This window comes from Sulfitobacter sp., from assembly GCF_036960155.1.
GTDB lineage: Bacteria > Pseudomonadota > Alphaproteobacteria > Rhodobacterales > Rhodobacteraceae > Sulfitobacter.
The window spans coordinates 87,255-100,749 of record NZ_JBALWB010000010.1; the positions used below are offsets into that span (position 1 = coordinate 87,255).

At 52.5% G+C, this 13,495-nt stretch carries 10 protein-coding genes, 1 tRNA gene and 1 pseudogene; 7 read left to right on the forward strand and 5 right to left on the reverse strand.

Features of this window, described 5'->3' with window-relative positions:
• Positions 1–212: 212 nt before the first annotated feature.
• The 4 genes and pseudogenes from V7775_RS18660 to V7775_RS18675 all read left to right on the forward strand — a co-directional run bounded on the left by V7775_RS18660 (position 213) and on the right by V7775_RS18675 (position 3,324).
• Positions 213–1,946, forward strand: coding sequence for an aldehyde dehydrogenase family protein (locus V7775_RS18660; RefSeq protein ID WP_335753437.1), 1,734 nt, complete (start codon positions 213–215; stop codon positions 1,944–1,946).
• Between the two features lie 51 nt (positions 1,947–1,997).
• Positions 1,998–2,615 (forward strand): TetR/AcrR family transcriptional regulator, encoded by a 618-nt coding sequence (locus tag V7775_RS18665; protein ID WP_335753438.1) that lies wholly within the window; start codon positions 1,998–2,000, stop codon positions 2,613–2,615.
• 87 nt (positions 2,616–2,702) lie between these two features.
• Positions 2,703–3,066 (forward strand): annotated as a pseudogene (locus V7775_RS24860) (transposase); the annotation flags it as partial.
• 57 nt (positions 3,067–3,123) lie between these two features.
• Positions 3,124–3,324, forward strand: coding sequence for a transposase (locus V7775_RS18675; protein ID WP_443070145.1), 201 nt, complete (start codon positions 3,124–3,126; stop codon positions 3,322–3,324).
• A gap of 996 nt (positions 3,325–4,320) precedes the next feature.
• Here V7775_RS18675 and V7775_RS18680 read toward each other — a convergent pair.
• The 5 genes from V7775_RS18680 to V7775_RS18700 form a co-directional block, all read right to left on the reverse strand.
• Positions 4,321–5,013: an HTTM domain-containing protein gene (locus V7775_RS18680; protein ID WP_335753441.1), complete on the reverse strand. Its 693-nt coding sequence runs from the start codon at positions 5,011–5,013 to the stop codon at positions 4,321–4,323.
• Between the two features lie 934 nt (positions 5,014–5,947).
• Positions 5,948–6,022, reverse strand: a tRNA-Gln gene (locus tag V7775_RS18685).
• 74 nt (positions 6,023–6,096) lie between these two features.
• A complete protein-coding gene (locus V7775_RS18690; RefSeq protein ID WP_335753442.1) occupies positions 6,097–7,419 on the reverse strand; it encodes a mechanosensitive ion channel domain-containing protein in 1,323 nt (440 codons plus the stop codon).
• Between the two features lie 75 nt (positions 7,420–7,494).
• Positions 7,495–8,484, reverse strand: coding sequence for an NADPH:quinone reductase (locus V7775_RS18695; RefSeq protein ID WP_335753443.1), 990 nt, complete (start codon positions 8,482–8,484; stop codon positions 7,495–7,497).
• A 63-nt stretch (positions 8,485–8,547) separates the two neighbouring features.
• Positions 8,548–9,081, reverse strand: a complete 534-nt coding sequence (locus V7775_RS18700) for an SH3 domain-containing protein (RefSeq protein ID WP_335753444.1) — start codon at positions 9,079–9,081, stop codon at positions 8,548–8,550.
• 128 nt (positions 9,082–9,209) lie between these two features.
• Here V7775_RS18700 and V7775_RS18705 point away from each other — a divergent pair, with 128 nt between their 5' ends.
• The 3 genes from V7775_RS18705 to V7775_RS18715 are packed head-to-tail and all read left to right on the forward strand — an operon-like array spanning position 9,210 to position 13,431.
• The gene (locus V7775_RS18705) at positions 9,210–10,196 is read left to right on the forward strand and encodes a 2-hydroxyacid dehydrogenase (protein WP_335753445.1); all 987 of its coding nucleotides are present in this window, start codon (positions 9,210–9,212) and stop codon (positions 10,194–10,196) included.
• A gap of 51 nt (positions 10,197–10,247) precedes the next feature.
• A complete protein-coding gene (gene ggt, locus V7775_RS18710) occupies positions 10,248–12,026 on the forward strand; it encodes a gamma-glutamyltransferase (RefSeq protein WP_335753446.1) in 1,779 nt (592 codons plus the stop codon).
• A 4-nt stretch (positions 12,027–12,030) separates the two neighbouring features.
• On the forward strand, positions 12,031–13,431 hold the full coding sequence (locus tag V7775_RS18715; protein ID WP_335753447.1) for an FAD-binding oxidoreductase: 1,401 nt from the start codon (positions 12,031–12,033) through the stop codon (positions 13,429–13,431).
• Positions 13,432–13,495: the final 64 nt, after the last annotated feature.

Genomic DNA, 13,495 nt, shown 5'->3' on the forward strand with positions numbered 1-13,495 from the left:
GCGGCACCTCATCCCGACTTGGAGCAAGCGGTCAGTCGTGAACGGGATCGAGGTGTTTGACCAAAACACACAGAAATACTTGCCATTTGGCAAGCATGTAGCGAGCCTATTTCAGACAAATTGTAGGCAGATGATCGCGACACCTAAGATCGCAAAAAGGACCTGCGCAATGTTCAGGTCCAACTATTAACCCCAGAAGGGGAAAGAGTATCATGAGTACAGCTAAAAAATTATCAGATGTGGCCGAGCAGCCGGAACTGGCGCGCGATGTTGCTGCGCTAAAGGCAAACGCAGCAGCATGGGCACAGTCCAGTATTGAAAAGCGCATTGGCATCATTAGCCAAATGCGGGATCGTCTAAATCGTGTGGCACCTGAGTGGGCAGCCGAGGCTGCGACTAAAAAGCAGATCCCGCAGGGTTCCCCTTTGGCGGGTGAAGAATGGATTTCAGGTCCTTACGCGGTGATGGCTGCAATGAACCACTTGATTGAAACCTTGTCCGAGATGAAAGACAAAAAATTCCTCAAGAAAATTCCACTGCGTGAGACGGTCACTGGCCAAGTGTCAGCAAAGATTGTTCCGCATTCAATTTGGGATTATCTGCTGCTTTCAGGTGTTCGCGCGGACGTTTGGATGGAAAAAGGTGTGACCGCTGCCAATCTGGCGACACACACTGCTAGCGCTTATGATATTGCGCCAAAAGATCGCAAAGGCGTGGTTTCCTTGGTTCTCGGCGCAGGTAACATCGCAGCGATTACGCCGCTTGATTGCTTTCAAAAAATATTCAGCGAACACAGCGTCGTGGTTTTGAAAATGAACCCTGTGAACGACTACCTTGCGCCATACTTGGCGGATTTCATGAAACCGTTGATTGATGTGGGTGCCTTGCGCATTGTTACAGGAGGCACTGATGTTGGTCAGTACCTTTGCAACCACCCCGATATTGAAGAAATTCACATCACTGGCGCAGAAACGTCGCATGATGCAATCGTTTGGGGCGTTGGTGCAGAAGGTGTAGCAAACAAGGCGGCAGGCACGCCGCAAAATCCACGAAAGATCACGTCCGAGTTGGGCGCCGTTTGCCCCGTAATCATTGTTCCTGGACCTTGGACTGCTGCCGATCTGAAATTCCAAGCTGCTCAAGTCGCAACCATGAAGCTGCACAATTCTGGCTTCAACTGCGTTGCTTGTCAGGTCATGGTTATGCCGGGTGATTGGGATAAGGCGGCCAAGTTTAAGAAAACGGTCACGGATGTCATGGCAAACGCGCCAACACGGGGGCTTTATTATCCCGGAGCAAAGGATCGGTTGCAGGCGTTTGAGGATAACAGCAGCAATGTTGTTAAGCTTGAGCGTGTGGACGCAGAGCCAATCCTTCTGGAGCCTGAAACAAGTGCAGAGTACTTCAAAAACACCGAAGTTTTTGCCCCCGCAATGACCACACATGAAATCGCGGGCACTGATCCGGCGCAGTATTTGCGGGACGCGGTTGAGTATTGCAACACTGAGCTGCACGGCACGCTTGGCGCAAATATTTTGATCCACCCCGCAACGATCAAGCAAATCGGCAAAAAGCAGTTTGAAGAAATTCTGGCTGATTTGCGCTATGGTACAATCGCGATCAACGCATGGACGGGGCTTGGGTTTTTGATGCCGCAATGTCCTTGGGGTGCGTTTCCGGGTCATACTCTTGATGACGTGCAAAGTGGTATCGGTTTTGTCCATAACACCTATATGTTCGACAAGGTGGAGCGTTGCATCGTTTGGGCGCCCTTCAGGCCATTCCCGCGTAACTTGCTAAGCCTGAGTATGACGCTTTTGCCAAAGCCACCTTGGTTGGTAACGAACCGCAAGCAGCATATAATTGGTATGTTGTTGACGCGTTTCCAATACAAACCGTCATTCCTCAAAATTCCACGTATTTTCCTGAATGCGCTACTTGGCTGAGCACACATAAGTACTTAGTAAGAAGCTCAATGTCTGATGTAGGTGACGGAAATGACAGCCCTTGCAAAAGTTACAAAGATGAGAGCCGATGCGACGCGCCGTTCAATTCGGCGCGAAGAGACAAAATTGGAATTGGCCGCTTATGCAGTAGCGGCCATTTCCGAGCTGGGCTATGCGAGGATGGGACTACGTGACATCGCGGCGATCTCTGGTCGCTCTGTTGGTGCGTTAACTTACCATTTTGATGACAAAAATGATCTAATTTGCTTCTGCGTACGCAATTACAAAGAACGTTTCGTATCAGACATAGATCAAATCATTGCGCTGGATATCCCTCAAGATGATAAACTGGCTGCCATCTTAGATGGCCTAGCCGGAACCATTGAAGCGGACGCCGCCACACACAGACTTTGGTATGATATCCGGTCTCAAGCCCTGTTTGAGGAGGCGTTCCAGAAGGTTGTTAGTGACATCGAGGCATCGCTGATCGACATGACGGGTCGGATTGTTGATGCAGTTGGAATGCGCCCTGAGACGACAACAGCAGCCTATCATATTTTGGACGGCCTATTTCAACGCCATCTGCATTTGGCGTGTCGGAATACAGGATGGAACCCTGAGGACATGGTTGATGAGATGTCATCTGGGTTGGCATTTTTGATGGAGTAGCGGTTTGAGTTGTGATCACTGTACTGTTTTGTTGCACAAATCGGCTGACGGAATCCACTGTATGAATCCATCATTATAGCTGACGGCATGAGCCGTTGGGCGCCTACGAAGTACAAGACCAAGAATTGGTCGTCTTACAATGCCAGTTTGAAGCGGCGCGGATCGTTGTCGATCCACTGGCTGACAACACATGCTTGCATGTGTGAGGGGCTGGTTTGATCCAGAGATGGTTTGGACACCGCGGCCAAGTGGCGAGCGGGGTCGCAACGGCAATTCAATGACGCTGCCATTCAGACGTGCCTGACGCTGAAGGTCTTGTTTGGTATGCCGTTTCGCCAGACAACTGGGTTCGTCCAGAGCCTATTGCAGATGGTTGGGCTGGACTGGGCAGCCCCAGACTTCTGTACCTTATGTCGTCATGAAAAAAACACTGAATGTCAGCCTGCCGTATAGCGGCTCCATACGCTGTACCTGGTGTAAGATACTCATAGGCCTCGACGAGGAAACGCTGGAGGTTCGGGCAGTCGAAGTCACCAGCAGCAACATCGGAGATGCCCCTATGCTGCCCGAACTCCTGAACCAAATCCCTCCCGATCAGGACATAGGCACCGTCACCGCTGATGGGCCTATGACACGCGTAAATGCCACGAGGCAGTTGCCGCCCGAGGTGCCCACGCTGATCCCACCGCGTAAGAATGCAAAGCCCTGAAAGCCCCCTCTCGTGCATGCTGGCACGCACTGCCGGGCAGTGGACAAGTGCTGCACGTAACGACGCGGTCAATGCACAACGATATCTGGACCGCACCGTGTGGCGACGCTGGAGCCGATATCACCGCCGAAGCCGTGTCGAAACGAAACCTCTCTGGATCATGTTGCGCATGATCCTGTCGGTCAGTGGATGCATCGTATGAAACTGCTTGGCCAATCCCAAATGGCGAGGGAATTTGATCGTCAGGTTGCGGAAATCCAAATCCGCATTGCCGTCCTCAACCGATTTGTGCAACTACGCCCCACTGTACTTGAAATTTGGGATCCGCTGAAGGGACTATTTGGGATCCGCTGAAGGGACTATTGTGAATTTCTGGAGTCCGGATTGACTGACTTTCAAGCTTGGCTCGAACTAGATTATCGGCCTATTCTAACGAGTCATTAGTGCTTTAAAGAAGCTTTGACGCCTAGGTTGAGCCACCCGGCTCAATTTTTCTGGGCCTCTTTTCCGACAAGACGACAAAATTCGCCAATAAAATAGACAAACACTCCAAGTGCGATGAACTTCATCGCTCGTATTTTGCCAACATACATATACTCACCATCGACCATTTGTCTTTGGTATGGGTGGCCACCTGATCCACTCCCAAATCCCAGACCATTGCGGCCTCCAATTGATTGCTCAACGAAACATAAGGTTCTGAAAAAATAGAAAAACAATGTACTTGATAGGTTGATGCTTTGGAGCCCAGATCGACATAAGCCAACTTACGTCAAATAACAGAAAGAGGTTGCCGAAGCTCAACGCGAAGCTTGAGTAGAGAAATATTAGGCCACTTATGAAGGCAAAAAATAAATATGCTGAAAAAAGAAGATCATTTTAAATTCCATACACACTCAAAAACCAGTTTCATAGGTTTCCCTCCCTAAACAACCTCGAACGCCGAGCCGTTGTTGTTATGGCCTAAGATACTGTGTGCAAAAATAGAACTCCTAGCTAAACGCCAGCCACAAGACGCGCCTGCAGCCATATCAGCGATGGATAGGCTGCGATCCAAAACCAAACAAATCGGTTCAACCCAAACAGGCAGGCGTTGGCCACATGGAACGAGATCGCCACCGCAAGGGCCAACATGAGGGTGGTTGAGTTCAAAAAACTTAGAGGAAATAGAACTTCGAACAGCATCACCATCCATGACGCCATCCAAAGCAGGTGTGGACGTTTGGCCAGCGCGCGCAATGATTCCGCTACAGGGTAGGCTGAAAAACTAAAAACGTCCTGCAACGCTTGTCCAGTTCGCCAGTCGCGATTGACGATCTTAACTTGGCCGGACACGAAATAGGATACGATAACCTGAAGGCCCAAGTAACCAAATGCGGCTTCGCTGGGGAGCCCCTCTGGAAGCCACCGAGAAAGGCACAAGCAATATAAAACCAATAGGCCCATTCGGTCGCTGCCTCCATTGTAGGGGCCTTGATAGCGGTTCAAGATAAGCAGGCTGTGTGCAGACAAAGCCAGCAGGATCCACTCACTATAATGCCCGGGCAAAAGTCCTATGCTCATGATCGCGCGCCAGACGAATAGTTGGCGGCTGTCGCGGGACCCGAAGATATGCTCGGCGCTTTGCTGTAAAAAGGCCAAAGCCAATAGAACCTCAGTCGCCCGCAGAGCGAGTTCTAACGTCAACATTTTACGAATACATTTGCTGGATATGTGTTTGAAAGAAACACGACCTCACGGACCAAACCCGTTTCGCCACGATGCACAAAAACCAACCGGAATTGCAGCAGCTGTCCCATTGTATCAATCGGGAGCTTCTGAAGATCAGATAGAATCCGCCGTCTGATTTCATTGATACTGTGCGGATCGGGGGATTGTTGAATTCGCTCAGCACAACTTACGACGAACAACGCGTCGTTCCAGTCAGGGTTCCAAAATAGCCGAAAAACCATCTGGATTGGTGAGATCGTCAAAGGGTGCGGCCGGAACTCTCTCCACTCAATCACAGCAGATTTGCTGTCTGACAGCAGTGCCCATTGTACCCTAGGTGAAGGTTCAATCGTTTTGAAGAATTGCCATGATGGAAAGAGCACGGGCAGGGCAAATGAAAGAGTTTTCCACATATGTTCTGTTAGCGGCTAAATGGTTAATGCTGCATGAAGCTAGCCCCCGCCTTCATATTTCTTCTTCTTTCTCAGTGTCCATTACTCATACCTAATATGACTAGAGACCTCAAAGACCTCCATGTCGGGAGGAACCATCATGCTGGCAGCCGTATCTGGTCCACGATAGACCGCTTCTGCTCATCACTAATACCCGTCGAGTATAAGGGCTCGCCTTGGGGCTTCGCCTCCCCACCCTAGCTGGCGTGGCGTCAAGCGCTCCCACGGGCTGCATACGCGCATCTGCTCAGTTTCTGAGGGCATGTTCAGAAACTGAGGAATAATCGGTGTCGAAATGTAAGTCCGAATCATCCTGCTCGCGTTTTAAAAAGGTCGCGTCGGCTTGGGCTTAGTGCCTGCAGTAGTTAGAGTAATCGGTACGAAAAAATGCTACGAAAATCTGTTACGAACCAATAAACGGTTCGACGCTAAGTAATTGATATTAAATATAAATGGTAAATTGGCTGGGATGGTAGGATTCGAACCTACGATCTACTGTACCAAAAACAGGTGCCCTACCACTAGGCCACATCCCAACGTGCGGCTTAGATAGGGCGGGATGGCGTTGGGTGCAAGCCTTTATCTGTCAGAAATGCATCCTAATTGTCAGTTATTCTTGATCGGCGTTTTCCCGTAGCAAATCGCTGTGCTCTTCGGCGCGTTCAAGGTCTACGATTTGTTCAAGTTGCTTATCCTCAAGTGCATCCACATCTTGAGGGGGTGTTGGTGGTAGGTCTGGGCCTTCAAAATCTGAGCTTTGTGACGCCATTGCCAAATTCGCATCAATTGGCGGAGCATTATGAAGTAGCCGGTAGGCGGGTGCTTGTGCGGCCATGCCTGCTGTATCATAGGCGGCTTGCACCAAGCGGATCGCTTCGGACCGTGCAAGGACTGTGCTTGTATCAATTTGATTGATCCATGCTGCCATTCCCATTGTGATCCAGCTGTCACCAACGGAGTCGATCCATACGGACGCTTTGGGCGCTTGCAGAACAAATGGCAGCCCCTCAAGTGTCGATAAGGCCAGGGTTTGGGCATGGGCCAGATCAGCCTCAGGCGCGACGGCAAGCTGAAACGTAAAACGCCGCTCTGCATTGCGAGAGAAATTGACGATACGGCTTTTGAAAACGGTCGAGTTGGGGATGCGAATGTGATTTCCGTCAAAGCTCAGCAGAATCGTTGCCCGAGAGGTTAGGCGGATGACCTTGCCAGTGTCGCCTCCGATCTCGATCGTATCATTGGGGCGAAAGGGCTGGCGGATAGAAAGCATGATGGACGCGATGAAATTCTCAACCGTGTCACGCACCGCAAAGCCGATAGCGAGGCCAACAATGCCCGCAGCGCCCAAAATGCCGGACAGGAGTGCCGTTGCATTGATGATATCGAGAGCTACGACCAAACCACCGATGATGAAAACCAACCGCAGGATTTGCCGATAGATGTCTGCAATAAACGCATTTGGAGCCAAGCGGTTCCACGGCTGCTTGCGTCGCGCTATGGCAAAGCCTAGCAGCACGATCAAAGCAAACAACGACAGGGCGATGATCGCTAGGGGCAGAAAGGCAATAAGCTGTTTGCCGCGTGCGAGAAACCGTTCAACAGCGGGGTTTAGCCGCTGCACGACGTCGGTTGTCTTGGTCACTTCATTTTCTATTGCCACCACGCCCTCGACGCGCCCTGCAAGTGTGTTGAGGCGCTGAGCGCTTGCAGTATCCAGCGTATGGCCCCGTAGGGTTACGATGCCGGAACTTACGGCAACAGTCACGTCATCAAAGCCTTCCAATTCGCTCAGGATGTCGCGGATACGGTTGGCAATGGCAGCATCTTGGCCAGCGCTGTCCTGAATGGTTATCGTTCCCGAGGGCTGGTCGGTGGACTGTGCCAGAACGCTGATGGGCAGCAGTAGGCACAGCAAAAGAGCAATGTGACGCATTAATGATCTCTGTAAAATATAGCTAACAATAAGGCGGCAGCTTAGGCTCGCCTTATTGCTTTTGCAAACTTGGTATTAGCTACAGTCCACCAAGATAGCCCCAGCGCGCCCTCCAGCAAGAACCGCCTCATGCGCTGCTACACATTCTTCCAACGGGTAAATTTGCGCAACAGGGCAAATGAGGGCACCGTCAGCCAGCGCGTCATTCAGCCGTGTGATCCGTTCCTGACGATCCGCAAGTGGCAAGAGATAGATCAAGATGATGTCGATTGTCGCCGCTTTGAACAAGAACGGAGCAAATGGCATTGTAGGGGTTAAGTCAATTTGAGAGCCGTAGGCGGCGATTGTTCCGTTCACTTTGATGACTTCGGCGTTCATCATAATATTCGCGCCAAATTCGACTTCAAGTATGCGGTCAACATGTGCACCGCTATTCGCTGTCAAAATATCCTCAACCAGGGTCTCGGAGCGGTAATCCAGAACGGTCTGGGCGCCTGCGGCCTTAACCCTCTCCATGTCGCGTTCGCTACAGGTGGCAATGACTTTTGCACCGCCCCAAACGGCCAGTTGTACAGCCAGATAGCCGACAGTCCCGCCGCCACCGGAAACCAATAGGGTTTGCCCCGTCACGTCGCCCGCGCCAAACACGGCCTCGGCCGCTGTAAGCCCGGGAATACCTAGGACTGCACCTGTCTCAAGGCTGATGCCTTCTGGCAGATCGACAGCTTGTTCGGCTGGCAAGGTAATGTGTGTAGATCCCGTGCCAAATGCGCGCTGCCACTGGCCATTCCAGATCCAGACCCGGTTGCCAATACGGTTCGGGCGAACACCTTCTCCAACTGCTTCGATCACGCCAGCGCCATCACTATGCGGAATGACCTGCGGGAAGGCTGGTTTCAACACGCCAGGACGAGACCCTGCGCGGGATTTGATGTCAGAAGGGTTTACGCCAGAAAATGCCATGCGGATGGTTACTTCGCCAGCGGCTGGTGCTGGGGTGCCCAGTGTTGCAATGTTCAGGACATCGGCGGCGCTGCCGAAATGGTCGTAGTAAACGGATTTCATGACGTGTGGTCCTTTGGATCTAGTTGGGAATCCCAGCATGGTCCAACAGGCGCTCAGGTGCAATCAGTCAAACGTCTCAGTAGGGCGCACACCCCAAAGACGGGCCTTGGGTGCCCAACCTTTGAAGCCGCCCGAACGCAGAAGGCACCATTCGCCGTTACATGCGCTAACGCGGGCGACAACGCCCATCTCCAGTGCGGCCACCACAAGCGTCGTTGCATCCGGACGTGAATGAAGTTGTAGCATATCTTTTTCGATCAACACAGTTCTTGTACCGGAGAGAAGGGAGTAATGTACCCATCCGCCGATACCGTCGCGGTCTTCGACTCTGCGCCAATGACCATGCTCTGCTGTGATCCGCAAAGGCATGTCACGGCGTTTGAATACCCAATCGATGCGGTGGGTCAATGAAGGCCCACGGCGCACATTCCCCTCGGACGCCTTCATTGAAACGAAACGCGGGATAGGTCGATTGGTTACTTTTCCCATTTCTGTACCGCTACCGGCAAGAACAGGTGTGGCAAAACTGGTGGTCAGGATCAGCGCACACGCGCCAAGGAGCCCTGCGCCCAATTTGCGCAATTGTGATTTGTTCATAATGTGCTGCCTGCACTGAATTTTATTGTTTTGGTCTTGCTCATGCAACTCGAGGTTCTTGTGCCTCGTCGCTGCTTAGGTCACCATGCACTTAATCCATACGTCAAGCCAAGTCCGGAGATACAAAAATGCCCAAACAACAGCTGAGTGTTGTAGTCACGCGACGGTTGCCAGAGGTCGTTGAGACCCGTCTGGCAGAATTGTTTGATGTCCAATTACGCGACACGGACACCCCCATGACCCGCGCCGAGTTACGAGAAGCGATCAAAACCTGCGATGTTTTGGTGCCAACAATTACGGATCAGATCGATAACGCGCTGATTTCCCAAGCGGGGGAGCGCCTAAAGTTGATTGCGAATTACGGTGCTGGCGTTGATCATATTGATGTGGCTACCGCCCGCCAGCAGGGGGTTTTGGTTTCAAACACTCCTGGTGTGTTAACGGATGATACCGCTGATATGACAATGGCGTTGTTATTGGCGGTCACACGGCGGATGCCGGAAGGTATGGCCAAGATGCAAAAGAACGAATGGGATGGTTGGGCCCCTAATGCGTTGTTGGGCGGTCGCATTTCTGGGCGTCGTTTGGGGATTTTGGGAATGGGCCGGATTGGTCAGGCGGTTGCGCAACGCGCGTCAGCATTCGGGATGCAAATCCACTACCACAACCGTCGCCGCTTGCGCCCCGAAACCGAAGCTGATCTTCAGGCGACCTATTGGGAAAGCTTAGATCAGATGGTTGCGCGGATGGACGTGATTTCTGTTAACTGTCCACATACGCCCTCGACGTTTCACCTCATGAATGCGCGTCGATTAAAGCTGATGAAACCGGATGCGGTGATTGTGAATACTTCCCGCGGTGAGGTAATCGACGAGAACGCGCTAACGCGGATGCTACGCGCTGGTGAGATAAAAGGTGCGGGTCTGGACGTGTATGAACACGGCGTCGAAATTAACCCACGTTTGCGCGAGCTCGAGAATGTCGTCCTGCTGCCCCACATGGGGTCTGCCACCGTCGAGGGGCGGATTGAAATGGGCGAAAAGGTGATCATCAATATTAAAACGTTTGATGATGGTCACAGGCCGCCAGATCAGGTTGTGCCTGCAATGCTATGAACGCCGTCAACGTAAGTTGACTAACGATTTGAAAAAATGAGGAAACCTGTGATGCGTACAATTTTGTTTGGTGTTTTTGTTGCGATGGCTGGCAGTGTCGCAGCCCAACAAGCGGCGGATGCAGTTGCGCCAGAGGCCGCGAGTGCCGGCGTATTTGAGACGCTGTCTGCGGATGTATCGGCATCGCTGGCAGCCAAGGCCGCAGGACAACCAGTCTTGGCAGACAACTGGATGATCGCTGCGGCTAATCCTCATGCGGTCAAGGCGGGTGCAGATGTTCTGGCTGCGGGTGGTACGGCGGCTGATGCACTTGTCGCTGTTCAGGTGATGCTGGGTTTGGTTGAACCGCAAAGCTCTGGTTTGGGCGGTGGTGCATTTCTGGTCTGGTATGATGCCGCGAGTGGCGAGTTGACCACGTTTGACGGTCGTGAAACGGCGCCTCTGGCCGCAACACCGCAATTGTTTCAGGATGAAGCTGGCGAGCCGCTTAAGTTCTTTGATGCTGTGGTTGGTGGTCTTTCTGTGGGCACGCCGGGCACGCCTGCGCTATTGGCCCATGTCCACAAGCGTTTCGGAAATCAGGATTGGGCGAGCCTTCTTAGCCCTGCCATGGGATTGGCCGAAAATGGTTTTACCGTTAGCCCGCGCTTGGCCCAACTTGTTGCTTCTGACGCAGAGCGTCTGGCAAGCTCAACCACAACCGCAGCCTATTTCTTACCCCAAGGGACACCGATCAAGGCAGGGGATACTCTTGTGAACCAGCCCTATGCGGAAACGTTAAAAGCAATTGGCGCGCAGGGCGTTGATGCGTTTTACGCAGGCGATCTGGCCAAAAATATTATCGCTACTGTACAAGGCGCCAAAGGCAATCCCGGTGTTCTGAGCGAAGTAGATCTGGCGATCTACCAAGTTAAAGAACGCCCAGCCGTCTGTGCCACCTACCGCGCGCATGATGTTTGCGGCATGGGCCCACCATCCTCCGGTGCTATCGCAGTTGGCCAAACGTTGGGTATGCTAGAAGGTTACGACCTCAGCGCGGGACCTGATGATATCAATGTGCGTCGCTTGATCGGTGATGCCGCGCGCCTCGCGTTTGCAGATCGTGGACGCTACCTGGCCGATAGCGATTATGTGCCAGTACCGGTGCAGGGCATGCTTGATCCTGCCTATTTGGCTGAACGTGGTGCGCTTTTGTCTGGCGATGATGCACTGCCCGAAGTGTCAGCAGGTTCCCCCGCGTTTGATCATGCGTTGATTTGGGCAGATGACGAAGCAATTGAACTGCCTTCAACCTCTCACATCTCGATTGTAGACGCGGCTGGCAATGTGGCGTCGATGACCACTACCATCGAAAACGGTTTTGGGAGTCGCCTGATGGTTGGTGGCTTTCTGCTCAACAACGAGCTGACAGATTTCTCATTCCGCAGTCACCGTGATGGCGTGTCGATTGCCAACCGTGTTGAACCGGGCAAGCGTCCGCGTTCATCCATGTCGCCGACAATCGTTATGAAAGACGGCGCGCCAGTCATCGTTGCTGGCTCTCCTGGTGGCAGCAGGATCATCGGTTACACCACAGAAGCGATCATCGGGATGATTGACTGGGGCCTTAACCCTCAGGAAGCGGCTGCATTACCACATGCGGTCAATCGTTTTGGGACCTACGACCTTGAAGCTGGAACATCAGCCGAAGCGTTGAACGACGGTTTGACCGGTATTGGGTTTGAAACGAATGCGCGCGCTTTGACGTCGGGCCTTCATTTGATTGCTATTGGCGATACGCTGCAGGGCGGCGCTGATCCGCGCCGCGAAGGCATCGCGTTGGGAGAATAGAGTAATGGTTCAAGCAACATCACTAGCGCGCAACGAAGACGGTATCGGTGCGGCGCTGGGTATTCTCAAGCAGCAATTTGGCGAACGGTTTAACACGGGCGCTTCGATCCGTGAGCAACACGCACACACCACGACATGGATCAACAATCAGCCGCCCGATGGCGTGGTGTTTGCCCATTCCACCCAAGAAGTGTCTGACGTTGTCAAGATTTGCGCAGCCCATAAGGTGCCGATCATTCCCTTTGGCACGGGCACCTCCCTAGAGGGGCATGTAAATGCGCCTGCAGGCGGGATCAGTATCGATGTCAGCCAAATGGATAAGGTGCTAGAGGTCAACGCGGGGGATCTTGATTGCCGTGTACAGCCGGGTGTGACGCGCATGGCACTCAATACCCATCTGCGCGACCAAGGTTTGTTTTTTCCGATCGACCCCGGTGCCGATGCAAGTATTGGCGGCATGGCAGCGACACGTGCGTCTGGCACCAACGCGGTGCGGTATGGTACGATGAAAGACAACGTGCTGAGCGTTGAGGCTGTGATGGCCAACGGCGAAATCATCCGAACCGCCAGCCGCGCGCGGAAATCTTCGGCGGGTTATGATTTAACGCGCTTGATGGTTGGGTCCGAAGGAACACTAGGGATCATCACGGAAGTTACATTGCGCCTGCAGGGTATTCCTGAAGCGATTTCTGCCGCCAGTTGTTCATTTCCAACGGTAGAGGCGGCCTGCGAAACGGTAATGGCAGTCATCCAATACGGCCTGCCTGTTGCGCGGATCGAATTGTTGGATGCTTTGGTGGTTAAAGCGGTGAATAGCTATTCGAAGCTGACACTGCCAGAAACACCTTTGTTGTTGCTTGAGTTCCACGGATCAGACGCGGGCGTTGCCGAACAGGCCGAGACTTTCGGTGCATTGGCCGAAGATTTTGGCGGAACAGGATATGCGGCGACCACTTCGGCGGAAGAACGTACAAAACTATGGCAGGCGCGTCATGATGCCTATTGGGCGATGCTTGCGCTTAGACCCGGATCAAAGGCGGTTGCCACAGATGTCTGTGTACCGATTTCGAAACTCGCTGAGGCAGTTGTTGCGACAAATGAAAAAGCAGAAGAGTTGAACCTGATTGCGCCTGTTGTCGGTCACGCGGGGGATGGGAATTTCCATGCGTCAGTGTTGATCGATATGGATGATCCGATCGAGGTCGCGAATGCTGAAAAATTTGTCAGTTGGTTAAATCATCGTGCCATTTCTCTTGGCGGTACCTGCACAGGTGAACACGGAATTGGCCAAGGCAAACGGCCCTATCTGGTAAAAGAGCTAGGCGGTGCAGTTGATGTTATGGTGGCGATAAAACGGGCGCTTGACCCCGACGACATCATGAATCCGGGTAAAATTCTTCCCTAAGAAGCTGTAGCTCGCATGGATCCGTCGTAATTGCGACCTTTCAACTGAGGAGTAGGTCGGTTTT